Below are 22154 nucleotides of genomic sequence, written 5' to 3' on the forward strand. Positions count from 1 at the left end.
TCATGGTCCATGCCTTCGCCTACGTCGACGGTCAATTGCACGTTGAGCGCGTGCCCGCCGGCCAACTCGCCGAACAATACGGCACGCCGCTCTACGTCTATTCGCGTGCCGCGCTGACCGACGCCTACCAGGCCTATGCGGGCGCGTGCACCGGCCGCCGCGCCAAGGTCCATTACGCGGTCAAGGCCAACAGCAACCTTGCCGTGCTGAATGTGTTCGCCCGCCTGGGCGCCGGATTCGATATCGTCTCCGGCGGCGAACTCGCACGTGTGCTCGCCGCCGGCGGCAAGCCACACGACGTGGTGTTTTCCGGCGTCGGCAAGCACGCAGCCGACATGCGCATGGCGTTGGATGCGGGCGTGCGGTGCTTCAACGTCGAGTCGCTGGCCGAATTGGTGCAACTGAACCAGGTCGCCGGGGAATCAGGCCGAATCGCACCGATATCGCTGCGAGTGAACCCCGATGTCGATGCGAAGACTCATCCGTATATTTCGACGGGCCTGAAGGCGAACAAGTTCGGCGTCGCCTTCGACGATGCGCGTGCGGCGTATCGCGCGGCGCTGGGCATGAAGCATGTGCGCATTATGGGCATCGACTGCCATATCGGCTCGCAAATCACCGAGATTTCCCCCTACCTCGATGCCATCGACAAGGTACTCGAGTTAGTCGCGCAAGTCGAAGCAGACGGCGCGCCAATCGACCATATCGACGTTGGCGGCGGCCTGGGCATTCGCTACGATGACGAAACGCCGCCGAACATTGGCACGTTCGTGAAAACGATACTGGACCACTTCGATCAGCGTGGACATGGCCATCGTGAAATTTGGTTCGAGCCTGGCCGTTCGCTGGTCGGCAATGCGGGAATTTTGCTGACCCGCGTCGAATACTTAAAGCCGGGAGCGGACAAGCATTTCGCGATCGTCGATGCGGCGATGAACGACCTCGCCCGCCCCGCCATGTACGACGCATATCACGCGATCGACGCGGTCGCACCGCGCGATGGCCGGCCACCGGTGACCTACGATATCGTCGGCCCGGTGTGCGAGAGTGGCGACTGGTTGGCTCGCGATCGGTCACTCGCGCTGGAGTCCGGCGACCTACTCGCGATACAGTCAGCCGGCGCATACGGGTTCGTAATGAGCTCGAACTACAACACCCGTCCCCGCGCCGCCGAGTTGCTTGTAGACGGCGATCGGGTGCACGTGGCCCGCCGACGCGAAACGCTCGCGCAGTTGATGGGCGGCGAATCGGTGCTACCCGACTGAGCCGGGTGACCGCTCAGAAGGTACTACCGCGCAGCGCGATCCTCACCGCATGATTCTATAGTTGGCGTTGCCGATCGGCTCGGCACGTCGGATGATCTCTGACGGATCGCCCTTGTCCGTGTCGAATTTCGATTTTATGCAATGCAACTGAAAAAACCGCCGGCGGGCGGCGGTCGCGATGCGGGTCCTCGCCGTGCACCGCACGCCTAGAGCTTGCCGTAGCTGTGCAAGCCGGACAGGAACATATTGACGCCGAGGAACGCAAAAGTCGTCACGAGCAAACCGGTCAGCGCCCACCATGCTGCTGGCACGCCACGCAATCCTTTCATCAGCCGCATGTGGAGCCAGGCCGCGTAATTCAACCAGACGATCAGCGCCCAAGTTTCCTTCGGATCCCAACTCCAATAGCCTCCCCAAGCCTCGGCAGCCCACAACGCACCAAGGATGGTCGCGATCGTGAAGAAAGCGAAGCCGACCGCGATCGACTTATACATCACGTCGTCCAGCAATGCGAGCGAAGGCAACCGATCGTCCAGCATGCCGCGCTGCTTGAGCAGATAGGCCACTGATACCATCGCCGATAACGCGAAGCTGCCATAGCCGATGAAATTGGCCGGCACATGGATCTTCATCCACCAGCTTTGCAACGCCGGCACAAGCGGCTGGATTTGTTGCGCGTCGCGTGATATCGAGTACCACATCAGAAATCCGACGGCCGCGCTGATCACTAGCAGCACGAATGCACCCAACGCCCGCGTGCGGTAATGCGATTCGTAATAAAGATAAAACAGCGCAGTAATTAGGCAGAACAGCACGAACACTTCATACAGGTTCGAAATCGGAATGTGGCCGACATCCGGGCTGATTAAGTACGACTCGTACCAGCGCACCATCATTCCCACGAATCCCATCCATACCGCCGCCCACGTCAGCTTCGAGCCGATCGCGCCGCCCGAGGCCGAGCGCGTTAGCGTGCCGATCCAGTAGAACACGGTCGCGATGACAAACAGCGCGCTCATCCACAGGATCGCCGACTGGCTCGACAGCAGGTACTTCAAGAAAAACGTCGACTCGGCCCGTGCCAGGTCGCCACGATACAGCGCCACGCCGGACAGTGCCAGCACCGCGATGCCCAGCGCCAGCCATCGAACCGGTTTCCAGCGCCAGCCCAGCACGATCAACGCCGGCACGGTACCGCACAGGACACCGACGTCATACCCGTTCATGTACACGTGATAGCGCGACAGCGCGAAGCCCGCGCCTACAATCACCAGCAACGCGAACAACCCGTCGAGCAGCGTCAGGCGGCGCAGTAGCGCACGGGTATCGGCGTCTGGTAGCCCAGCCAACGGCCCCTCAACCGACGCAGTGGCTTGGGCGGCGCACGGCGGGCGTGACGCCGTATCCGCCGCTGAAGCCCGAGCGGGCTGGGAAGACGAATGAGTTAAATCCATAATCTTTACTTTTGCGGGGACCGTAAGGTTGGTGCCGACGTGCCCCCCGTTTGCGACGACGGTGCATCGTCGCCGGCATCGGACGAATGCGTATCGACATAGGACGTGGCAACATGCGACGGGCCTGCATCAAGCGGCCGTACACCCAGCGCCGCGCCGAGCGCGTCGCGCATGCGCACGTATTCGCCAGCAAAATCGAGCGTGCTGCGGGCCGTGGACATGGCCATCAGGACGCGGGTGCCGCCGTGCTGCCCCTCGGGCTTGAGCCAGATCCACAGACGGCGTTCGCGCACGTAGAACATCGCAAAGATACCCAGCACAAGCAAGAGGCTGCCAAGATACACGAGATGCTTACCGGGCGCGCGGGTCAGCTGAAACACCGACGCCTGCACCTGCTCGAAGGAGTCAAGTTGCAGGTACACTGGCGCGCCGTAGAAAAAACTGTCCGACAACGCATTCATGGCGCTTTGCATGAAGCGCGTGTTATCGGCGTCGGGCGGCGTGGGCGACTCCCCGGCGCGCTCCCGTGCGATCTGCCACACTTCCCAGATCGCCCCTTCGAGCATCCGCAACAACAACTCGGCTGCTTTTTGCTGCTCCGCGCTCGGCACCGAATGGTCAATGAACTCGGCCACGGCCTGGAATCCGCCGCTCGGGGGCGTGCCGGCGGGCATGCCATCGGTGTGCGCGCCGCCGGCGAACAGGTTCAGCACGCGCGCGGCGCTGTCGCGCAAATGGCTCTGCAATTCACTACTGCCGACCGATGGCATCGAGCGTACGGTGAATCGGCGCACCGCCTCGGCGCGCACGACGGGATCCGCCAGTGCCGCGCGCAGCCGCATCCATTCATTGACGGAGCCGGCGTTGTCCGCCGGAATGCGCAAGTAGCGGAACGGATCATCGGGACGACTGCGCATGCCTGCCAGGAACAAGCGCTGGCCATCGATCAGCACCGGCAGCATGTAATGATTATATTCATGCGCCTGCCCGTTCTTGTCGCGAATCTTGAACTGCACGGACGGACCGACATTGCGCAGCTCGACCGGTTTCGAGGTCTTCGCGCCCGACCCCAACCGTTCGTCAAACGCCTGCTTGAGCGATTGATGCGATACGCCGCGCGCATCCTTCTGCCCGGCGCCGTTCGCCACATTCTCGACATTGATGGCCCGAAAATCCGTGAACTCGACGGTGTCGTCCTGCCCGAGCGATCCCAGCGGCATCGATTCGCCGATCGTACCGGCAAGCGGCACGGGCTGGTTGCTGGTGCCGGTCATCGGGTAAGCGCTCATGCGCATCGTCGAGCCGCCATCCTGGAAACTGGATTGGTAGATGGCCACGCCGCCGTAGACGAACGGCTTGTTGACTTCGACACGCGCCGGGATGCGCTTGCCGCTGTCATGGTCGACTACGACGATGTCGCTGGCGAACAACTTAGGCATACCGGTCGAATAATAACCGACGATAAACTTATTCAACTCGATCGAGAACGGCAAATCCTGAATCAGGGAACCATGCTGCTGGTTCAGTATTGCCGTGGACACATGCTGGCCTTCCGGCACCCAGGCATAGCCCCGAAAGGTTGGATTGGACGCCGACAACCGGTGCTCCGCGCCAATCTGGCTGATCACCTGGTTGGACTGCACAGGGGTCTTGTTGAATAGCCACATTTGCAGCTTGATCGGTAGGTTGCTGTCAAGCAACCCGCCGAGGCAAATCACAATGATCGCCAGATGGGCGAAGAGATAGCCGAGCTTATTGAATGCGCCACGCTTGGCGGTGATCAGCGTCGCCGTCCCGTCGGGTTCGTCGCACGGCACGGCCCGCATCTGATAGCCGAGCCGGCGCACGAGCGCGCCGAGCGTCTGCGCCGCCTGCTCCCGGTCCATCTTTGTCACATACTCCGCATTATGGTGGAATGCGCGCAAGCTGCCCTCGCGCACGCGCTCCTTCCAGCTTTTCATGTCGGCGATCATCTTCGGCGCATTGCGGATCACGCACAGCGAGATCGACACGATCAGGAACGCAAGAATTAGCAGGAACCACCACGCGCTGTACATCGTGTATAGCCTGAGCGCGCGGAAGATGTCGGCCCAGAACGGACCGAACTGGTTGACGTAGTTCGGGTAGGGGTCTTCCTGCGTCAGCACCGTGCCGATGACGCTCGCGATCGCAAGAATGACCAGCAGGCTGATCGCAAAGCGCATCGAGCTGAGCAGCTCGATCGCGTCGCGCACGATCCGATGTCCGGTACGAATCTGCACGCCCGACGTTGAAACACTCAATTCACACTCCATTGGAACGCTGCCCGCCACCGCCGCATTACCGCAAGCCGCTAATGTAGTCGGCCACCGCCTTAATCTCAGGATCACTGAGCCGCGCCGCGATCTGGCTCATCGGCACGTTGTTGTTGCGTGTGCCTTCTGCGAACGCCCTCAATTGCGCGATCGTGTAGTCGCTCCACTGCCCGGCCAGGCGCGGATACTGCGCCGGAATCCCGGCGCCGGCGGGTCCGTGGCAACCCGCGCACGCCGGCACGCCCTTCTCTGGGATGCCGCCGCGCCAGATTCGCTGGCCCACCGCCACCAACGCATGGTCGCGCGCGAATCCGGGCGTTTGCTGCTGCGACGCAAAATAGGCCGCCACGTTCGCTGTGTCCTGATCCGATAGCGCAGCGGCAAAAGGAGCCATCACGTCGTTCTTGCGCTCCGGTTGCTTCGCGCCCGGCGGCGTCTTAAAATTGCTCAATTGCTTAACGGTATAATCTGCATGCTGTCCGGCAAGCTTCGGGAATGCCCCACCCACGCTGTTGCCGTCCGTGCCATGACACGTCGCACACACCTGGGCAGCAATGGCTTGTCCCCGATTGAGGTCCGGCTTTGCCGGCGCATCCGCCGCGCCTGCTAACCTTGCCCATCCCGGCACCACACCGATTCCTGCCAACATTTGAAGCACGACCACAGACTTGCTCAATCGGTTCATTCGCACACCTTGTTTCGTCTTGTAGGAAAGAGAACTGAGGTTCTGCAACAAACGACGGTAGGCAGCCTCCGGCGACCCGGCGGGCACACAATCGGATCGTCAGTGAACCGTCGCATTGTACAATAACGCGCTATTCGCGTTGATGCCAGCCCGGGGTCGCCCGGCCACTGCCTTTGCATTGCGCCGCCCTGTTGGTGATCTCATGCCCTTGCTACATCAGTCCCGTTTTTTCACGACCGTCAACCATCTGCGCGACCTGCCCGCGACGATACAGCCGGAAGTGGCGTTCGCCGGCCGCTCCAACGCCGGCAAGTCCACAGCGATCAACGTGTTGTGCAACCAGAAGCGGCTTGCATTTGCAAGCAAGACGCCTGGGCGCACCCAGCATATCAATTACTTCGCAATTGGGCCGGCGGATGCGCCCATCGCGCATCTGGTAGATCTGCCCGGGTACGGATACGCCGAAGTGCCCGGCGCCGCGAAGGCGCATTGGGAGGCGTTACTGAGCACCTACCTGACGACGCGACCGCAGATCCGCGGCCTGATCCTCATGATGGATTCACGGCGGCCGTTCACGGAACTGGACCGGCGCATGGTCGAGTGGTTCGGCGCGACCGCGCGGCCGATCCACGTGCTGCTGACCAAATGCGACAAATTGACGCGACAGGAAAGCACGAATGCCCTGCGCGCCGCGCAAAAAGCTGCCACCGCTTATCAGGCTGCCGGCCTGCGCAGCGAGATCACGCTACAGCTGTTTTCGGCCCTCAAGCGTATCGGCCTAGACCAGGCGCACACCCGGCTGGAGCACTGGCTGGCACCTGACGCCGCTTCGCAAGCGGATGCGCAATCCGGCCCCGATGCGAGCGAATAGGCATGAGGCACCGATAAATAAGGCGCAGATAAAAAAAACCCGCCGTCACGCGGCGGGTTAACAGCCTAATCGTAGAACGACAGGCACCCGCTCAGGGAGGAGAAGCGGGGAGTTCCGCACATCGTGCGACGCTCGCTCGGTATGATATACCAATGGCCCGAAAAATTTTGGGCATTGCCATCTGTCCGATAACCGACTCGAATACGCATCCCTATGAGTTTCTTTCCCCAATACCGTCCGCGTCGCATGCGTCGCGATGATTTCTCGCGCCGCCTAATGCGTGAGAACCGCCTGACGACGGATGATCTGATCTACCCAGTATTCGTCGTCGAAGGCACGCAGGTTCGCCAACCCGTGGCTTCATTGCCGGGCGTCGAACGTACGTCCATCGATCTGTTAATGGGTGTGGCTGAACAATGTGTCAAGGCCGGCATTCCAGTGCTCTCGTTGTTTCCAGCGATCGAACCCTCGCTGAAGACGCCGGACGGACGGGAGGCGAGCAACCCCGCGGGGCTAATCCCGCGGGCGGTGCGCGAGCTCAAGCGCCGCTTTCCCGAGCTTGGCGTGCTGACCGACGTCGCGCTAGATCCGTACACGAGCCACGGACAAGACGGCGTGCTGGACGAGCATGGCTACGTGATCAACGACGTGACGTCGGCGCTCCTCGTTGAGCAGGCACGCACGCAAGCGCAAGCCGGCGTCGATATCGTAGCGCCATCAGACATGATGGACGGCCGGATCGGCTCGATCCGCGCAATGCTCGAGAACGAAGGCCATATCCATACCCGGATCATGGCTTATGCGGCCAAGTATGCGTCAGCATTTTACGGTCCGTTCCGTGACGCGGTCGGCTCGGCGGCCAATCTAGGCAAGGGTAACAAGATGACGTACCAGATGGATCCGGCCAATGGCGACGAAGCGCTGCGTGAGGTCCAGTTGGACATCGAGGAAGGCGCGGACATGGTCATGGTCAAGCCTGGTATGCCGTACCTGGACATCGTGTATCGGGTGAAAGAGGCCTTTCACTTCCCAACCTATGCGTATCAGGTCAGCGGCGAGTACGCGATGCTAAAGGCCGCCGCACAAAACGGCTGGCTGGACCACGACAAGGTTGTTATGGAGTCGTTGCTGGCATTTAAGCGGGCTGGCGCGGATGGTGTGCTGACCTATTTTGCACTGGATGCCGCCCGTATCCTGCGGGAACAGCGTTGCTGATGCCGCCCCCGCCTCACATGGGCGCGATTCAACCCGCCCCCTCCAACCCGAGCCATCCAGCAGGTACGATCCAGCGGGCGCGCCCAGGCGGAGCCTATCCGGAGCAGTCGGTCCAGCAACGGTGATCCGGGAGCGCGATCGGGCGGGAACCATCCGGCAAGGCCTATCCACGGTAGGCGATCCAGCGCCGGTAAGCTAGTAGCGCGGGGCCCGCTTCTGGCATGATCCGGCGTCACATCGTCAGCAGCGCCCGCTCCACGACGCTTAGCCGGCGACAGGTGACGAGGCACCGATCAGGCGGTCCAGGCTTTTCAGGAAAAGCTCCGGCGACTGATAGCCGACAACCCGAGCCAGCTCCCGGCCTTGAGCGTCGAAGAAAATAATCCCGGGTGGCCCAAACAGCCGAAAGCGCCGCAGCAATGCCTGGTCGTCGGCGCTGTTCGCCGTGACGTCGGCACGCAGCCGGGTCATCGACGCCAATCTTGTCCGCACACGCTCGTCACTGAACGTGAACTGCTCCATTTCCTTGCAACTGGTGCACCAGTTCGCGTAGAAATCCAACAGCGCCGGCCGCCGCGCCGCGCTCAGCACCTGATCCAACTGTGCCGTCGACGTGACCGGGGTAAAGGTAGAGGCAGTGACGGCGATCGTTGCCGCCGTCACGGGTCCGGTCCGCGCGCCGGCAAAGACCGCGAGCGGTCTGAGCGGATCTGACGAACCGGCGGCCACCCCAACCAGCAGTGCGACAGCCCACACGGCAAGCGCCGCAGCCAGGCCCTTACCCAATCGCGCCCCAATCGATACCGTACCGGTTGAGCGATCAAAAAGCCGCAGTAGCGCTGCCGTGAACATCAGCCACAGCGCCGCCAGCAACATCGAGATCGTGCCGGGCAACACCGGTGTCACAAGCCATAGCGCGACGGCCAACAGCATCATGCCGAAAACGCGCTTGACGGCGTCCATCCAGCGACCCGCGCGCGGCAGCAGCGTGCCGGCCCCGATCCCAACGACCAGTAGCGGCACGCCATTGCCGAGGCCCATCGCGAACAACGATGCGGCCCCTACGCCGATGTTGCCGGTATGCGCGATGAATAGCAGGATCGCAGCCAGCGGCGCGGTCATACATGCGCCGACGACAACAGCTGACAACGCCCCCATGATAAAGACGGCCGCAAACCGGCCCCCCGCCTGGCGCTGCGACAGCGCATTGGCGCGGTCCTGCAGCCCCTGTGGCAACTGAATATCCCGGCCAGCTAGCAACAAGCCCCCCATCCCCGCAATCAGTACCGCGAAGACACCGAGCACCCATCGGTTCTGCAACCACGCCCCGAGGCTTTGGCCGATCGCCGCAGCCGCTACGCCGAGCAACGCGTACACCAGCGCCATGCCAAACACATAAGCCACTGACAGCGTGAAGCCGCGCGCGCGTGTCACGTGAGCCCCTTGGCCAACAATGATCGATGACAGAATCGGAATCATCGGCAGCGAGCAGGGAAACAAGCTCAACACGATGCCACCGGCAAAGAAGAACGCCAGCACGGCAAATAATCCGTCCTGTTGCAACACGGCCTGCGCATCATCGGCGCTGAACAAGCGCTCGATCAACGAACCCGATCGTGCGTTGCCGTCACCGGTCGCCGTCATGCCTGCCACGCCAGCCTTTACCGCCGGGCCATTCAGATGCACGACGTGCTCGGCCGGCGGGTAACAGATCCCCTGGTCCGCGCAGCCCTGCGACGTCACGACAAGATCGAATGCGCCGCCCGCGCGGGTAATGGGCACCGTGACGACAAGGTTGCCGCGGTAAGTCTCGACGTCCTGATTAAAGGTCTGGTCGAACTTGACCTTGCCAGGCGGCAGCTGTGGCGCCCCCAGCTCGGCATCGCCCGACTTGACGGCAAACGCAAAGCGCTCACGGTACAGGTAGTAGCCATCGGCAATGCTGAAATGCAACTCGACCGTCCCCGGCTTTTCGACCGAGCTGAACTGAAACGCGTCTTGTGGCTCGAGAAACGCGTCGCTCGCCCATGCGGCGCGAAACGCCAAGGCTGCCCACAGCGCCGCGATAATCAGCGCGATCCCGGTCAACCATGACACGGTAGTCGAACGTTTGAAAGACGGACTAAACATGTATCGGACGTGATGTCTCCGTATCAACCCACAACGCGTAGGCAGGCGACGACGCAGCGGACCAGGACAGAATCTCCGGCGTCTGATACGGATGGTTTGCGGCAATAAACTTTTCTAATTCGAGCGCACGCGCCACCGCCGTTTTGAACAACAGTGGCACCTCGTCCGCGTGTTCGAGCCCGCCTTGCCAATGATAGAGCGAGCGCGATGGCGCAAGTTGCGTCGCACAGGCCGCTAACCGTGCATCCAGTACGGCACGAGCAAGCGTCGCCGCGGCCTGGGCATCGGGCAATGTGGTGAGCGTCAGAATGACAGGCGATGACACACGTTCCTCCGGCATCATTAAACGATGGGCGACAGCCTACCGGGCACGCCGCCTCCTACCGCGATATCGTAACACCCGTGTGCGATCGTGTTCGTGCGCCAAACCAATCTCCAGATGCAACGCATAAAGAAAAAGGCCAAGCTGAGCTTGGCCTTTGATTTGCTGACGCAGCGTTTATTCGTCTTCTGCCGCTTCCACTGCTTCCTCGACGACCGGGCGGTCAACCAACTCAACCAGCGCCATCGGTGCGTTATCACCAACGCGGAAGCCGAACTTCAGGATCCGCAGATAGCCACCCGGGCGCGTTGCGTAGCGTGGACCAAGCACTTCGAACAACTTCGATACCGACTTGTCGTCACGCAGTCGCGCGAAGGCAAGACGGCGGTTCGCGACGGACGGCTTCTTGCCCAGCGTGATCAGCGGCTCGACAACCTTGCGAAGCTCCTTTGCTTTGGGCAACGTCGTCTTGATGACTTCGTGCTCGATCAACGAGTTCGACATATTACGGAGCATCGCTAAGCGGTGGCTGCTCGTGCGGTTCAGTTTCCGCAAACCGTGACGGTGACGCATTTCAGTTTCCTTGATTCAAAGTTTTGATCCAGCTCTTCTATTGCACGACTCGATACGAAATACGAGGAACGTACACGGGCCGGTACGGAATACGACAAGACGCGGATTCTAAAAGAATATCCGCGTCATTGCCAGTGCATTGCAACAGGCAGCAACGCCCGCCGATTACTTGTCGAGGCCAGCCGGCGGCCAATTCTCCAGCTTCATGCCGAGCGTCAAGCCACGCGAAGCGAGCACTTCCTTGATCTCGTTCAACGACTTGCGGCCCAGATTCGGCGTCTTCAGCAACTCGTTCTCGGTACGCTGGATCAGGTCACCGATATAGTAGATGTTCTCGGCCTTCAGACAGTTCGCGGAGCGTACCGTCAGCTCGAGATCGTCGACCGGACGCAGCAGGACCGGATCGATCTGCGGTGCGCGCGACGGCGCTTCAGCCGCCGCTTCGGTGCCTTCCAGCGCCGCAAACACGGACAACTGGTCGACCAGGATGCGAGCCGATTGACGAATCGCTTCTTCCGGCGAAATCACGCCATTGGTCTCGATGTTCATCACGAGCTTGTCCAGGTCGGTACGCTGCTCGACCCGTGCACTCTCGACCGCGTAGCTGACTCGGCGAACCGGCGAGAACGACGCATCGAGCACGATGCGGCCGATGACCTTTGCGCTTTCGTCGCCATAGCGGCGCACGTTGCCCGGCACATAGCCACGACCCTTCTCGATCTTGATCTGCACGTCGAGTTTGCCGCCCTTAGACAGATGGGCGACAATGTGCTCCGGATTGATAACCTCGCAATCGTGCGGCACTTCGATGTCACCGGCGGTCACCACGCCCTCGCCTTCCTTGCGCAGCGTGACGGTCACTTCATCGCGGTTGTGCAGCTTGAACACCACGCCCTTGAGGTTCAGCAGCAGGTTGACCACGTCCTCTTGCACACCGTCAAGCGTCGAATACTCGTGAACGACGCCGGCGATCGTCACTTCGGTCGGCGCATAGCCGATCATCGACGAGAGCAAAACACGCCGGAGCGCATTGCCCAAGGTGTGGCCATAACCGCGTTCAAACGGTTCCATGACCACTTTCGCGTGATTGTCGCCAAGCGAATCCACTGCGATGATCTTGGGCTTCAACAAACTGGTTTGCATAGGTTTTCCTTTTCAATACCCTCGGCTCGTTACACCGATAAGGCTGACCGGTGACAACCTGAAAAACGAACAGCCGAGTCACCGGCGCACACGGGCGCGCCCGCGCGGACAAGCAGCTCGGCCGTCGATACGATTAGCGCGAATACAATTCGACAATCAGGCTTTCGTTAATGTCGCCGGCAATGTCGCTACGCTCCGGCATGTGCTTGAAGGTGCCTTCAAACTTCTTCGCATCGACCGACACCCAGCCCGGAAAGTTGTTCTGCTCAGCCAGCGACAACGCCTCCTGAATCCGCGTCTGCTTCTTCGCTTGCTCACGCACGGCGACCACGTCGCCGGCTTTCACCTGCAATGACGGGATGTTCGCCACTTGGCCGTTCACCGTAATCGCCTTGTGGCTGACCAGCTGACGCGCTTCAGCGCGCGTCGAGCCGAAGCCCATGCGATACACGACCGTGTCCAGACGCGACTCGAGCAGTTGCAGCAGCGTTTCGCCGGTGTTGCCCTTGCGGCGATCGGCTTCGGCGAAGTAACGACGGAACTGGCGCTCGAGCACGCCGTAGATCCGCTTCACCTTTTGCTTCTCGCGCAGTTGCAGACCGTAGTCGGACGTGCGGGCGCCCGACGTACGACCATGCTGACCCGGCTTGCTGTCCAGCTTGCACTTATCGGCGAGCGAGCGACGCGCGCTCTTCAGGAACAGATCGGTGCCTTCGCGGCGGGACAGTTTTGCTTTTGGACCGGTATAGCGTGCCACTTTGCAATTCCTTAACGTTGATTCACGCGGGTCTGGCCGATCCGCGCTAGTTCGCGCCCTTTGGGCCGAACGGTGGACTTAGTCAATAAACTTACAATGCAGGGAGCCTGTTGCCGTGCGCAGCAACAGGCTCCCATACACTTGCCAGCATTAGATGCGGCGGCGCTTCGGCGGACGACATCCGTTGTGCGGCACCGGTGTCACATCGGAAATTGACGTGATCTTGATGCCAAGGCCGTGCAGCGCGCGAACTGCCGATTCGCGACCCGGGCCCGGACCCTTGATCCGGACCTCGAGGTTCTTCACGCCATACTCCACCGCGACGCGGCCGGCCGACTCGGCGGCAACCTGCGCAGCGAACGGGGTCGACTTGCGCGAACCCTTGAACCCTTGACCACCCGACGTCGCCCACGCCAGTGCGTTGCCCTGGCGGTCCGTGATCGTGATGATCGTGTTATTGAACGACGCATGGACGTGCACTACGCCCTCAGCGACGTTCTTTTTGACCTTCTTGCGAACGCGTTGCGCCGCGCTGCTGTTCGAAGCCTTAGCCATTACGTTTTCCTGTAACTGTCAGTTCCGCTTACTTCTTCAGCGCTTGGGCTGCACGACGCGGACCCTTGCGGGTACGGGCATTCGTGCGCGTGCGCTGACCGCGCATGGGCAGACCCTTGCGATGGCGGACGCCTTCGTAGCAACCGATGTCCATCTTGCGCTTGATGTTCATCGTCACTTCGCGGCGCAAATCGCCCTCGACGACGAACTTCGCGACTTCATCGCGCAGCTTTTCGAGATCCGCGTCGGTCAGTTCCTTGACCTTCTTCGAAGTGTCCACGCCAGCTGCCACACAGATCAACCGTGCGCGCGAGGCACCAATACCGAGAATCGCCTGCAGGCCGATCACGGTGTGCTTGTGAACTGGGATGTTAACCCCTGCGATACGAGCCATTGTTTTTCCTCAAACAAAAAGCGCAAGCGTGGCCTTAGCCCTGGCGCTGCTTGTGACGCGGATCCGAGCTGCAAATGACGCGCACGACGCCCTTGCGCTTGATGATTTTGCAATTGCGGCAAATGCACTTAACCGATGCCATCACTTTCATGATATTACCCTTTTTCTCAATCACTTCGCCCGGAACACGATCCGCGCACGAGACAGATCGTAAGGCGTCAATTCCACCGTTACCCTGTCGCCCGGGAGGATCCGGATATAGTGCATCCGCATCTTCCCGGAGATATGCCCCAACACGACATGGCCGTTTTCCAGTTTGACCCGGAATGTTGCATTAGGAAGGTTCTCAATGACCTCACCTTGCATCTGAATGACATCGTCTTTGGCCATATTCCTTGCTCAACGCATCGGGATGTTGCCGCCCTTGAAATTGGCTTTCTTGAGCAGCGATTCATACTGTTGCGACATAACGTACGACTGCACCTGCGCCATGAAGTCCATCGTCACGACGACAATGATCAGCAGCGATGTGCCACCGAAGTAGAACGGCACGTTCCAGCGCAGTACCAGGAATTCGGGCAAGAGGCACACGAATACGATATAGATCGCACCGGCTAGCGTCAGACGTGTGAGAATCTTGTCGATATAACGCGCAGTCTGCTCACCCGGGCGAATCCCCGGAACAAAGGCACCGCTTTTCTTCAGGTTGTCGGCTGTTTCCTTGCTATTGAACACCAACGCAGTGTAGAAGAAGCAGAAGAAAACAATCGCCAACGCGTACAACATCACGTACACCGGTTGCCCCGGCGCCAACGTCGACGCCAGGTCATGCAGCCAACGCATGTTCGCACCGGAGCTGACCCAGTTCGCGATCGTCGCCGGCAGCAGGATGATCGACGACGCGAAAATCGGCGGAATCACACCCGACATGTTCAGCTTCAACGGCAGGTGCGACGACTGGCCGCCATAGATCTTGTTACCGACTTGGCGCTTCGCATAGTTCACAAGGATCTTGCGTTGCCCCCGTTCGATAAACACGACCAGATACGTGACCGCGGCAATCAGCACGACGATGATGATCGCCGCGATGATGCTCATCGATCCAGTGCGCACCAGTTCGAACAGCCCGCCGATCGCGTTCGGGAAACCCGCCGCGATACCGCCGAAGATAATGATCGAAATCCCGTTGCCCAAACCGCGCTCAGTGATCTGCTCGCCGAGCCACATCAGGAACATCGTGCCGGTCACCAGTGTCACCACCGTCGTGAGCCGGAACATCATGCCTGGATCGGTCACCAAGTACGGCTGATTCTCGAGCGCAACCGCGATACTAAACGCCTGGAACGTCGCCAGCGCCACCGTAAAATAGCGCGTGTACTGGGTAATCTTGCGCTGACCCGCTTGCCCTTCCTTCTTCAGCGCTTCCAACTGCGGGGACACGATCGAGAGCAGCTGCATGATGATCGATGCCGAGATGTACGGCATGATCCCCAGCGCAAACACCGTGAACCGCGACAGCGCGCCACCCGAGAACATGTTGAACATGGCCAGGATGCCGCCGGACTGGCTTTGGAACAGCTTGGCCAGTTGGTCGGGATCGATTCCCGGTACCGGGATATGCGCGCCGATCCGGTAGACGATCAACGCCAGCAGCAGAAAGACCAGCCGCCGGCGCAGATCGCCGTACTTCGGCCCACCGCGTCCAGTCTTTGCGAAAGTCGGGCTGTTAGCCAAGAACCTTCTCCGTAGCAAATCCGAGTGACTGCGTCTGCAACGACTTACTCAGCAAACGAACCGCCCGCAGCTTCGATCGCAGTGCGCGCGCCCTTCGTGGCGCCCAACCCCTTGATCGTGACCTTGCGCTTGATTTCACCGGTCGCGATGATCTTCGCACTCTTGATCAGCTCGCCCACGAGGCCCGCTTGCTTCAGCGCCAGCAGATCGATTTCGTCGACTGGCAGCTTTTCCAGGTCGCCCAGACGCACTTCACCAACGAACTCCTTCGTCAGCGACGTGAACCCGCGCTTGGGCAAGCGGCGCTGCAACGGCATTTGACCGCCTTCGAAGCCCACCTTATGGAAGCCGCCCGAACGCGACTTCTGACCCTTATGACCACGGCCCGCCGTCTTGCCCAGGCCGGAGCCGATGCCACGGCCGACACGACGCTTTGCGTGCTTCGAGCCTGCAGCCGGCTTCAGGTTGTTCAGTTCCATCTTCACTCCTTAAGCTCGTGTCGCGCTTAGCCGATGACCTTGACGAGGTACGAGACCTTGTTGATCATGCCGCGCACCGCCGGCGTGTCCTGCAATTCGCTAACCGAGTTCAGGCGACGCAGGCCGAGGCCGCGCACCGTCGCGCGATGCGTGTCACGGGTACCGATCAGGCTCTTGACGAGCTGGACCTTGACAGTTTTTTCAGACATGGTGACCACCCCGCCTTAACTCAAAATATCTTCGACGCTCTTGCCGCGCTTGGCCGCAATATCGGCCGGCGTGGACTGGCGACGCAGACCGTCGAGCGTGGCGCGCACAAGGTTGTATGGGTTGGTCGAACCGTGGCTTTTCGCCACAACGTTCGTCACGCCCATCACCTCGAACACCGCACGCATCGGGCCCCCGGCAATCACGCCGGTACCTTGCTTGGCCGGTGCGAGCAACACCTGCGACGCGCCGTGCTTGCCGTGCGCCTCATGCTGCAGCGTGCCGTTCTTCAGCGGCACCTTGAACATGTTGCGGCGAGCCTGCTCCATTGCCTTCTGGACAGCGACCGGTACTTCCTTGGCCTTGCCCTTGCCCATGCCGACCCGGCCATCCCCGTCGCCCACCACCGTCAGCGCGGCGAAGCCGAGAATCCGACCACCCTTCACGACCTTGGTCACACGATTGACCGAGATCATCTTTTCGCGCAGGCCGTCGTCGCGTTCGTCGGCCTGAACCTTCGCTTGCATCTTTGCCATGACGAATCCCTATCCTTAGAACTTGAGCCCGGCTTCACGCGCGGCATCGGCAAGCGCCTTGACGCGGCCATGATAGCGGAAGCCCGAGCGGTCAAAGGCGACGGATTCGATACCGGCAGCCTTGGCCTTCTCGGCGATACGCTTGCCGATCAGCTGAGCTGCGGCGACATTACCGCCCTTGCCCGACTTGTCGGCTAGTTGCTGGCGCACTTCGACCTCAACGGTCGATGCGCTCGCCACCACCTTCGTACCGCACGGCGAGAACACCTGCGCGTAGATGTGCTGGTTGGTGCGGTGCACGGCCAGACGCGCAACCTGCAGCTCAGCGATCTTGATACGCGTTTGACGAGCACGGCGCAGGCGAGATTGAGTCTTATCCATGATTGCGCACCTTTACTTCTTCTTCGTTTCCTTGAGGATCACGACTTCGTCGGCGTAGCGCACACCCTTGCCCTTGTAGGGCTCAGGCGGACGGTAACCGCGTACTTCCGCGGCAACCTGGCCGACCTTCTGCTTGTCGATCCCCTTGATGACGATTTCCGTTTGCGACGGCGTTTCCGCCTTCACACCTTCCGGCATTTGATGCACGACCGGATGCGAGAAGCCCAGCGACAGATTCAGTTTGTCGCCTTGCGCCTGCGCACGGTAACCAACGCCGACCAGCGTGAGCTTGCGCTCGAAGCCCTTTGTCACGCCGTTCACCATGTTCGCAACGAGCGCGCGCATCGTGCCAGACAGCGCAATCGCCTCGCGCGATTCATCGGCCGGTTGGAACTTCAGTTCGCCGTTATCGTTGATCACCTTCACAAGCGGGTTCAGCGCCTGAGAAATCGTGCCCAACGGCCCCTTCAGCGTAATCTGCGTATCGCCCAGCGTCACCTCAGCACCGTTGGGCAGAGGAATCGGGCTCTTACCTACTCGAGACATGTTTCACTCTCCTGTCGGGCTTACGCAACGTAGCAAATGACTTCGCCGCCCACACCCGTGGCGCGCGCTTTGCGATCGGTCATCACACCCTTGGGCGTGGACACGATGGCGACGCCGAGGCCATTCATGACCTGCGGGATGTCGTTGCGACCGCGATACACGCGCAACCCGGGCTTGGATACCCGCTCCAGACGCTCGATGACCGGCCGGCCGGCGTGGTACTTCAGCGCAATGTTCAGCTCCGCCTTCGGGCCATGGGCCTTCACGGCGAAGTCGTCAATGTAGCCTTCGTCCTTCAGGACCTGCGCGATTGCGACCTTCACTTTCGACGAGGGCATCGTCACCGCAGCCTTCTCGACCATCTGCGCGTTGCGGATGCGAGTCAGCATATCGGCGATAGGATCACTCATGCTCATTTATGTTGCTCCTTACCAGCTCGCCTTCGTCAGGCCGGGAATCTCGCCGCGGAATGCGATTTCGCGAATCTTGCCGCGCGCCAAGCCAAATTTGCGGAACGTGCCACGCGGACGCCCGGTAATCGCGCAGCGATTGCGCTTGCGGGTTGGGTTCGCGTTGCGCGGCAGTTGCTGCAGCTTCAGGCGCGCTTCGTAGCGCTCTTCGTCGGACTTGCTCGTATCGTCAATGATCGCCTTCAGCGCCGCGCGCTTGGGCGCATACTTCGCTGCGAGACGAGCACGCTTCTTTTCACGTTCGATCAGTGCCAGTTTAGCCACGGTAACCTCAGTTTCTGAACGGGAACTTGAAGCTGGCGAGCAGTGCCTTCGCTTCTTCGTCGGTCTTCGCAGTCGTCGTGATGCTGATATTCAGCCCACGCAGCGCGTCGATCTTGTCGTAATCGATTTCGGGGAAAATGATCTGCTCCTTCACCCCGATGTTGTAGTTGCCGCGACCATCGAATGCCCGGCCCGAGATGCCGCGAAAATCGCGCACCCGAGGCAGCGCAATCGTCACGAAGCGATCCAGGAACTCGTACATCGCGCGACCACGCAGTGTGACCATCGCGCCAATCGGATAGCCCTGGCGGATCTTGAAGCCCGCGATCGCCTTACGCGCCTTCGTCACGACCGGCTTCTGACCGGCGATCTTCGTAAGATCACCCACCGCATTGTCGATGATCTTCTTGTCAGCAACCGCTTCGCCAAGACCCATATTCAGCGTGATCTTGGTGATGCGCGGCACTTCCATCACGGACTTGTAGCCGAACTTTTGCGTCAGTTCGGAAACAATCTTCTCTTTGTAAACCTGCTGCAAACGTGCCATTTTCGACTCCCGACTCAGGCGCTCAGCACAGCACCGGTGGTCTTCAGGAAGCGCACCTTCTTGCCCTCCTCGACCTTGATGCCCACTCGCGATGCACGGCCGTTCGCATCGACCAACGCGACGTTGGAGATATGCAACGGCATCGACTTGCTTTCCACACCGCCCGTCGTGCCCTTCATCGGGTTCGGCTTCACGTGCTTCTTCACGAGATTGATACCTTCAACCGTCACACGATCGCCCGCAACCGCCAGCACGGTACCGCGCTTGCCCTTGTCCTTGCCTGCGATGACGATGATTTCGTCACCCTTGCGAATCTTGTTCATCGCGACTCCTTACAGCACTTCCGGCGCGAGCGAAACGATCTTCATGAAACGTTCGCTACGCAATTCACGCGTGACCGGCCCGAAAATGCGCGTACCGATCGGCTCAAGCTTGTTGTTCAGAAGCACGGCGGCATTGCCGTCGAACTTGATCAGCGAGCCATCCTGGCGACGCACGCCCTTGGCGGTACGGACCACCACGGCGTTGTAGATTTCGCCCTTCTTGACGCGCCCACGCGGCGTGGCTTCCTTGACGCTCACCTTGATGATGTCGCCAATGCTCGCGTAACGACGCTTCGAGCCGCCGAGCACCTTGATGCACAACACTTCGCGTGCACCCGTGTTGTCGGCTACTTCAAGCCGAGTTTCGGTCTGGATCATGGTTTATCTTTCCCAACTTAATCCGGCACGCCACCATGGCGCGGCCGGTCAGTCTTGGTCCCGTCAGCCGATCGGCTGCTTGGGTTAGAACAGCAGCGACGGCAGACGAAACCCGCCATCGCAATCGGTGAATCCTGCGGCGCGGATGATAGCACCCATGCGCGCACTGGCCAACTCAGCCCCACCACTTACCCGCGACGGGGCATCCCTTACATCAGGGAAGTCCGAGATTATAACAAATAATCCCGGACTTGCAACGACTTATTGCGATACTGCGGTGGCTCACGCCACCTTCGCTCAGATGATGCGCGCCGCTTCAACCAGGCGAGACACGGTCCAGGCCTTCGTCTTCGAAATCGGACGATTTTCCTGGATCTCCACGAGGTCACCCTCGTTATACGTGTTCGCCTCGTCGTGCGCGTGGTACTTCTTCGAGCGCACGACGTACTTGCCGTAGATCGGGTGCTTGACGCGATGCTCGACGAGCACGGTCACGGTCTTGTCCATCTTATTGCTGACGACCTTGCCGACCAGCGTCCGCTTAAGCGAGGTTTTAACGCTATCGTTCATTTCTGGTTCGCCTTTTCAGTCAACACGGTACGCACACGCGCGATGTCGCGGCGGACCTTCTTCAGCTGGCTGGTGTTCTGCAGCTGTTGGGTCGCGAGCTGCATGCGCAGACCGAATTGGGCTTTCAGCAGGTCCGACAGCTCCTTGTTGAGCGCGGCCTGATCCTTATCGCGAAGTTCGGAAGCTTTCATCGCTTGACTCCTTAGGCGCCGATCTGGCGAGCGACGAACATCGTCTTCAGCGGCAACTTCGCCGCTGCCAGACGGAACGCCTCACGCGCCAGCTCTTCGTTAACGCCATCCATTTCGTACAGCATCTTGCCGGGCTGGATCTCAGCGACGTAGTACTCAGGGTTACCCTTACCGTTACCCATCCGTACTTCAGCCGGCTTTTGCGAAATCGGCTTGTCCGGGAAGATGCGAATCCAGATGCGGCCGCCACGCTTGATGTGGCGGGTCATCGCTCGACGCGCAGATTCGATCTGACGCGCGGTCAAACGGCCGCGACCGACCGCTTTCAGGCCGAATTCACCGAACGACACCGCGTTGCCACGCGTTGCCACGCCAGTATTACGACCTTTTTGCTCTTTGCGGTACTTTCTGCGTTTCGGTTGCAGCATGGTTATTCTCCACTCTTCGCGTCGCCGCCAGCACCGGCACCACTACGGCGCGGACCGCCCCGACGTGCGCCCGGCGAGCCGCCTTCGCCATCACGGCGCGGGCGACGATCACCCGGACGGGCATTACGGCGTGCACGCTTGTCTTCCGTCGGCTCTTCGGCGACCGGCACATCGTTGCGGCCAAGCGTATCGCCTTTATAGACCCACACCTTGACACCGATAATGCCGTACGTCGTCTTCGCTTCCGACGTCGCATAATCGATGTCGGCGCGCAACGTGTGCAGCGGCACACGGCCTTCACGGTACCATTCGGTCCGTGCGATTTCGATGCCGTTCAGACGACCCGCGCTCATGATCTTGATGCCCTGCGCACCCAAACGCATCGCATTTTGCATTGCGCGCTTCATCGCGCGACGGAACATGATCCGGCGCTCGAGCTGCTGTGTAATCGAATCGGCAATCAGTTGCGCATCGGTTTCCGGCTTACGGACTTCCTCGATGTTGACGTGAACCGGCACGCCCATGCGGCGCTGCAGTTCGGTCTTCAACAACTCGATATCCTCGCCCTTCTTGCCGATCACAACGCCCGGACGCGAGCTGAAGATCGTGAGACGCGCGTTCTTTGCAGGACGCTCGATCACAACACGGCTCACCGACGCGTTCTTCAGCTTTTTCTTCAGGTATTCGCGAACACCGATGTCTTCCTTCAGCATCCCCGCGAACTGGGTATTGTTCGCGTACCAACGCGATGCCCAGTTACGGCTGACAGCCAGGCGGAAGCCAGTCGGATGAATTTTCTGTCCCATCGTGTGACCCCTTAATTCCCGACCGTCACAGTGATGTGACAGGATTGCTTCTCGATACGGTTGCCACGACCCTTCGCGCGAGCGGTGAAACGCTTCAGCGAGGCTGCCTTGTCGACGTAGATCGTCTTGATCTTCAACTCGTCGATGTCCGCACCCTCGTTGTGCTCCGCATTGGCGATTGCCGACAGCACCACCTTCTTGACGATACCAGCCGCTTTCTTCGGCGAAAACGTCAGAATATTCAAGGCCTTGTCAACCGGCAAACCGCGAATCTGGTCGGCCACAAGGCGCGTCTTCTGCGCCGAAATGCGGGCACCGCGATGAATTGCCTTCACTTCCATCTTGATTGCCCCTTATCTCTTGGCCTTCTTGTCGGCCACGTGCCCCTTGAAGGTACGGGTCAACGCGAATTCGCCTAGCTTGTGGCCGACCATGTTTTCCGACACATACACCGGAACATGCTGGCGGCCGTTGTGCACGGCGATCGTCAAGCCGATGAAATCCGGCAGGATCGTCGAACGACGCGACCAGGTCTTGATCGGTTTCTTGTCACGCGAAGCTGCAGCCGCCTCAACCTTCTTCAGCAAATGGGCGTCGCAGAACGGACCTTTTTTAACAGAACGTGCCATTGCCTAC

32 protein-coding genes are annotated in these 22154 nt (G+C 60.4%); 3 read left to right on the forward strand and 29 right to left on the reverse strand.

What is annotated here, in order from left to right:
- Positions 1-2 precede the first annotated feature (2 nt).
- The gene (lysA, locus tag IHE30_RS08500) at positions 3-1265 is read left to right on the forward strand and encodes a diaminopimelate decarboxylase (protein WP_337689912.1); all 1263 of its coding nucleotides are present in this window, start codon (positions 3-5) and stop codon (positions 1263-1265) included.
- Positions 1266-1471: 206 nt separating this feature from the next.
- On the opposite strand, the gene ccsB is transcribed toward lysA, so the two are convergent.
- The 3 genes from ccsB to IHE30_RS08515 are packed head-to-tail and all read right to left on the reverse strand — an operon-like array spanning position 1472 to position 5698.
- Positions 1472-2719, reverse strand: a complete 1248-nt coding sequence (gene ccsB, locus IHE30_RS08505; protein WP_337689913.1) for a c-type cytochrome biogenesis protein CcsB — start codon at positions 2717-2719, stop codon at positions 1472-1474.
- A gap of 5 nt (positions 2720-2724) precedes the next feature.
- A complete protein-coding gene (locus IHE30_RS08510) occupies positions 2725-5001 on the reverse strand; it encodes a cytochrome c biogenesis protein ResB (protein WP_337689914.1) in 2277 nt (758 codons plus the stop codon).
- A gap of 37 nt (positions 5002-5038) precedes the next feature.
- Positions 5039-5698: a c-type cytochrome gene (locus tag IHE30_RS08515; protein ID WP_337689915.1), complete on the reverse strand. Its 660-nt coding sequence runs from the start codon at positions 5696-5698 to the stop codon at positions 5039-5041.
- 202 nt (positions 5699-5900) lie between these two features.
- On the opposite strand from IHE30_RS08515, the gene yihA reads away from it, so the two are divergent.
- Entirely contained in the window at positions 5901-6569 is a 669-nt protein-coding gene (gene yihA, locus IHE30_RS08520; RefSeq protein ID WP_337689916.1) for a ribosome biogenesis GTP-binding protein YihA/YsxC, read from the forward strand.
- A gap of 213 nt (positions 6570-6782) precedes the next feature.
- Positions 6783-7784 carry a porphobilinogen synthase gene (gene hemB / locus IHE30_RS08525; RefSeq protein ID WP_337689917.1) on the forward strand — a complete coding sequence of 334 codons (1002 nt, stop codon included), beginning with the start codon at positions 6783-6785 and terminating at the stop codon, positions 7782-7784.
- 264 nt (positions 7785-8048) lie between these two features.
- On the opposite strand, the gene dsbD is transcribed toward hemB, so the two are convergent.
- The 26 genes from dsbD to rpsS all read right to left on the reverse strand — a co-directional run bounded on the left by dsbD (position 8049) and on the right by rpsS (position 22147).
- A complete protein-coding gene (dsbD, locus tag IHE30_RS08530) occupies positions 8049-9914 on the reverse strand; it encodes a protein-disulfide reductase DsbD (RefSeq protein ID WP_337689918.1) in 1866 nt (621 codons plus the stop codon).
- Complete coding sequence (cutA, locus tag IHE30_RS08535) at positions 9907-10257, reverse strand: divalent-cation tolerance protein CutA (protein WP_337689919.1); 351 nt, start codon at positions 10255-10257, stop codon at positions 9907-9909. Before cutA ends, dsbD begins: the two co-directional genes overlap by 8 nt.
- Positions 10258-10413: 156 nt before the next feature.
- Positions 10414-10809 (reverse strand): 50S ribosomal protein L17, encoded by a 396-nt coding sequence (gene rplQ / locus IHE30_RS08540; protein WP_337689920.1) that lies wholly within the window; start codon positions 10807-10809, stop codon positions 10414-10416.
- A gap of 165 nt (positions 10810-10974) precedes the next feature.
- Entirely contained in the window at positions 10975-11952 is a 978-nt protein-coding gene (locus IHE30_RS08545) for a DNA-directed RNA polymerase subunit alpha (RefSeq protein WP_337689921.1), read from the reverse strand.
- Between the two features lie 133 nt (positions 11953-12085).
- Positions 12086-12709 (reverse strand): 30S ribosomal protein S4, encoded by a 624-nt coding sequence (gene rpsD, locus IHE30_RS08550; RefSeq protein WP_337689922.1) that lies wholly within the window; start codon positions 12707-12709, stop codon positions 12086-12088.
- A 150-nt stretch (positions 12710-12859) separates the two neighbouring features.
- Entirely contained in the window at positions 12860-13264 is a 405-nt protein-coding gene (gene rpsK, locus IHE30_RS08555) for a 30S ribosomal protein S11 (protein WP_013434808.1), read from the reverse strand.
- Between the two features lie 28 nt (positions 13265-13292).
- Positions 13293-13658: a 30S ribosomal protein S13 gene (rpsM, locus tag IHE30_RS08560; protein WP_013434807.1), complete on the reverse strand. Its 366-nt coding sequence runs from the start codon at positions 13656-13658 to the stop codon at positions 13293-13295.
- Positions 13659-13692: 34 nt separating this feature from the next.
- Entirely contained in the window at positions 13693-13809 is a 117-nt protein-coding gene (rpmJ, locus tag IHE30_RS08565; RefSeq protein ID WP_041754149.1) for a 50S ribosomal protein L36, read from the reverse strand.
- 20 nt (positions 13810-13829) lie between these two features.
- The gene (gene infA / locus IHE30_RS08570) at positions 13830-14048 is read right to left on the reverse strand and encodes a translation initiation factor IF-1 (RefSeq protein ID WP_041753265.1); all 219 of its coding nucleotides are present in this window, start codon (positions 14046-14048) and stop codon (positions 13830-13832) included.
- A gap of 9 nt (positions 14049-14057) precedes the next feature.
- Positions 14058-15392, reverse strand: a complete 1335-nt coding sequence (gene secY, locus IHE30_RS08575) for a preprotein translocase subunit SecY (protein ID WP_337689923.1) — start codon at positions 15390-15392, stop codon at positions 14058-14060.
- Positions 15393-15436: 44 nt separating this feature from the next.
- A complete protein-coding gene (rplO, locus tag IHE30_RS08580) occupies positions 15437-15871 on the reverse strand; it encodes a 50S ribosomal protein L15 (RefSeq protein ID WP_041753262.1) in 435 nt (144 codons plus the stop codon).
- A 26-nt stretch (positions 15872-15897) separates the two neighbouring features.
- Entirely contained in the window at positions 15898-16080 is a 183-nt protein-coding gene (rpmD, locus tag IHE30_RS08585; RefSeq protein ID WP_027819341.1) for a 50S ribosomal protein L30, read from the reverse strand.
- Between the two features lie 15 nt (positions 16081-16095).
- Entirely contained in the window at positions 16096-16614 is a 519-nt protein-coding gene (rpsE, locus tag IHE30_RS08590) for a 30S ribosomal protein S5 (RefSeq protein ID WP_337689924.1), read from the reverse strand.
- Positions 16615-16629: 15 nt separating this feature from the next.
- The gene (rplR, locus tag IHE30_RS08595; protein WP_013434799.1) at positions 16630-16995 is read right to left on the reverse strand and encodes a 50S ribosomal protein L18; all 366 of its coding nucleotides are present in this window, start codon (positions 16993-16995) and stop codon (positions 16630-16632) included.
- Positions 16996-17007: 12 nt separating this feature from the next.
- A complete protein-coding gene (gene rplF / locus IHE30_RS08600; protein ID WP_337689925.1) occupies positions 17008-17541 on the reverse strand; it encodes a 50S ribosomal protein L6 in 534 nt (177 codons plus the stop codon).
- Positions 17542-17561: 20 nt separating this feature from the next.
- Positions 17562-17957 (reverse strand): 30S ribosomal protein S8, encoded by a 396-nt coding sequence (gene rpsH / locus IHE30_RS08605; RefSeq protein WP_013434796.1) that lies wholly within the window; start codon positions 17955-17957, stop codon positions 17562-17564.
- 12 nt (positions 17958-17969) lie between these two features.
- Entirely contained in the window at positions 17970-18275 is a 306-nt protein-coding gene (gene rpsN, locus IHE30_RS08610; RefSeq protein ID WP_013434795.1) for a 30S ribosomal protein S14, read from the reverse strand.
- Positions 18276-18282: 7 nt separating this feature from the next.
- Entirely contained in the window at positions 18283-18822 is a 540-nt protein-coding gene (rplE, locus tag IHE30_RS08615) for a 50S ribosomal protein L5 (RefSeq protein WP_337689926.1), read from the reverse strand.
- Between the two features lie 14 nt (positions 18823-18836).
- Positions 18837-19145 carry a 50S ribosomal protein L24 gene (rplX, locus tag IHE30_RS08620; RefSeq protein ID WP_013434793.1) on the reverse strand — a complete coding sequence of 103 codons (309 nt, stop codon included), beginning with the start codon at positions 19143-19145 and terminating at the stop codon, positions 18837-18839.
- Positions 19146-19154: 9 nt separating this feature from the next.
- Positions 19155-19523 (reverse strand): 50S ribosomal protein L14, encoded by a 369-nt coding sequence (gene rplN / locus IHE30_RS08625; protein ID WP_013434792.1) that lies wholly within the window; start codon positions 19521-19523, stop codon positions 19155-19157.
- Positions 19524-19820: 297 nt separating this feature from the next.
- Positions 19821-20093 (reverse strand): 30S ribosomal protein S17, encoded by a 273-nt coding sequence (gene rpsQ / locus IHE30_RS08630; RefSeq protein ID WP_013434790.1) that lies wholly within the window; start codon positions 20091-20093, stop codon positions 19821-19823.
- Positions 20090-20284 carry a 50S ribosomal protein L29 gene (gene rpmC / locus IHE30_RS08635; RefSeq protein WP_013434789.1) on the reverse strand — a complete coding sequence of 65 codons (195 nt, stop codon included), beginning with the start codon at positions 20282-20284 and terminating at the stop codon, positions 20090-20092. Before rpmC ends, rpsQ begins: the two co-directional genes overlap by 4 nt.
- A gap of 11 nt (positions 20285-20295) precedes the next feature.
- Positions 20296-20712, reverse strand: coding sequence for a 50S ribosomal protein L16 (gene rplP, locus IHE30_RS08640; protein ID WP_013434788.1), 417 nt, complete (start codon positions 20710-20712; stop codon positions 20296-20298).
- A 2-nt stretch (positions 20713-20714) separates the two neighbouring features.
- Positions 20715-21518: a 30S ribosomal protein S3 gene (gene rpsC, locus IHE30_RS08645; protein WP_337689927.1), complete on the reverse strand. Its 804-nt coding sequence runs from the start codon at positions 21516-21518 to the stop codon at positions 20715-20717.
- 11 nt (positions 21519-21529) lie between these two features.
- The gene (gene rplV / locus IHE30_RS08650) at positions 21530-21859 is read right to left on the reverse strand and encodes a 50S ribosomal protein L22 (protein WP_013434786.1); all 330 of its coding nucleotides are present in this window, start codon (positions 21857-21859) and stop codon (positions 21530-21532) included.
- A 12-nt stretch (positions 21860-21871) separates the two neighbouring features.
- Complete coding sequence (gene rpsS, locus IHE30_RS08655; protein WP_237575371.1) at positions 21872-22147, reverse strand: 30S ribosomal protein S19; 276 nt, start codon at positions 22145-22147, stop codon at positions 21872-21874.
- Positions 22148-22154: the final 7 nt, after the last annotated feature.

The sequence above is a fragment of the Mycetohabitans sp. B46 genome (genome assembly GCF_037389205.1).
Lineage (GTDB): Bacteria > Pseudomonadota > Gammaproteobacteria > Burkholderiales > Burkholderiaceae > Mycetohabitans.

Bases quoted from the DNA above. Each gene is read 5' to 3' on its own strand.
- yihA (WP_337689916.1), top strand. From the start codon at position 5,901: ATGCCCTTGCTACATCAGTCCCGTTTTTTCACGACCGTCAACCATCTG.
- IHE30_RS08515 (WP_337689915.1), bottom strand. From the start codon at position 5,698: ATGAACCGATTGAGCAAGTCTGTGGTCGTGCTTCAAATGTTGGCAGGA.
- dsbD (WP_337689918.1), bottom strand. From the start codon at position 9,914: ATGTTTAGTCCGTCTTTCAAACGTTCGACTACCGTGTCATGGTTGACC.
- rpmD (WP_027819341.1), bottom strand. From the start codon at position 16,080: ATGTCTGAAAAAACTGTCAAGGTCCAGCTCGTCAAGAGCCTGATCGGT.
- rpsK (WP_013434808.1), bottom strand. From the start codon at position 13,264: ATGGCTAAGGCTTCGAACAGCAGCGCGGCGCAACGCGTTCGCAAGAAG.
- rpsM (WP_013434807.1), bottom strand. From the start codon at position 13,658: ATGGCTCGTATCGCAGGGGTTAACATCCCAGTTCACAAGCACACCGTG.
- rplR (WP_013434799.1), bottom strand. From the start codon at position 16,995: ATGGATAAGACTCAATCTCGCCTGCGCCGTGCTCGTCAAACGCGTATC.
- rpsE (WP_337689924.1), bottom strand. From the start codon at position 16,614: ATGGCAAAGATGCAAGCGAAGGTTCAGGCCGACGAACGCGACGACGGC.
- rplO (WP_041753262.1), bottom strand. From the start codon at position 15,871: ATGGAACTGAACAACCTGAAGCCGGCTGCAGGCTCGAAGCACGCAAAG.
- rpsQ (WP_013434790.1), bottom strand. From the start codon at position 20,093: ATGAACGATAGCGTTAAAACCTCGCTTAAGCGGACGCTGGTCGGCAAG.
- rplN (WP_013434792.1), bottom strand. From the start codon at position 19,523: ATGATCCAGACCGAAACTCGGCTTGAAGTAGCCGACAACACGGGTGCA.
- rpsH (WP_013434796.1), bottom strand. From the start codon at position 17,957: ATGAGCATGAGTGATCCTATCGCCGATATGCTGACTCGCATCCGCAAC.
- rplF (WP_337689925.1), bottom strand. From the start codon at position 17,541: ATGTCTCGAGTAGGTAAGAGCCCGATTCCTCTGCCCAACGGTGCTGAG.
- rplP (WP_013434788.1), bottom strand. From the start codon at position 20,712: ATGCTGCAACCGAAACGCAGAAAGTACCGCAAAGAGCAAAAAGGTCGT.
- infA (WP_041753265.1), bottom strand. From the start codon at position 14,048: ATGGCCAAAGACGATGTCATTCAGATGCAAGGTGAGGTCATTGAGAAC.
- cutA (WP_337689919.1), bottom strand. From the start codon at position 10,257: ATGATGCCGGAGGAACGTGTGTCATCGCCTGTCATTCTGACGCTCACC.
- IHE30_RS08545 (WP_337689921.1), bottom strand. From the start codon at position 11,952: ATGCAAACCAGTTTGTTGAAGCCCAAGATCATCGCAGTGGATTCGCTT.
- rpmC (WP_013434789.1), bottom strand. From the start codon at position 20,284: ATGAAAGCTTCCGAACTTCGCGATAAGGATCAGGCCGCGCTCAACAAG.
- rpmJ (WP_041754149.1), bottom strand. From the start codon at position 13,809: ATGAAAGTGATGGCATCGGTTAAGTGCATTTGCCGCAATTGCAAAATC.
- rplX (WP_013434793.1), bottom strand. From the start codon at position 19,145: ATGAACAAGATTCGCAAGGGTGACGAAATCATCGTCATCGCAGGCAAG.
- ccsB (WP_337689913.1), bottom strand. From the start codon at position 2,719: ATGGATTTAACTCATTCGTCTTCCCAGCCCGCTCGGGCTTCAGCGGCG.
- rplE (WP_337689926.1), bottom strand. From the start codon at position 18,822: ATGGCACGTTTGCAGCAGGTTTACAAAGAGAAGATTGTTTCCGAACTG.
- hemB (WP_337689917.1), top strand. From the start codon at position 6,783: ATGAGTTTCTTTCCCCAATACCGTCCGCGTCGCATGCGTCGCGATGAT.
- rpsS (WP_237575371.1), bottom strand. From the start codon at position 22,147: ATGGCACGTTCTGTTAAAAAAGGTCCGTTCTGCGACGCCCATTTGCTG.
- lysA (WP_337689912.1), top strand. From the start codon at position 3: ATGGTCCATGCCTTCGCCTACGTCGACGGTCAATTGCACGTTGAGCGC.
- rplQ (WP_337689920.1), bottom strand. From the start codon at position 10,809: ATGCGTCACCGTCACGGTTTGCGGAAACTGAACCGCACGAGCAGCCAC.
- rplV (WP_013434786.1), bottom strand. From the start codon at position 21,859: ATGGAAGTGAAGGCAATTCATCGCGGTGCCCGCATTTCGGCGCAGAAG.
- rpsC (WP_337689927.1), bottom strand. From the start codon at position 21,518: ATGGGACAGAAAATTCATCCGACTGGCTTCCGCCTGGCTGTCAGCCGT.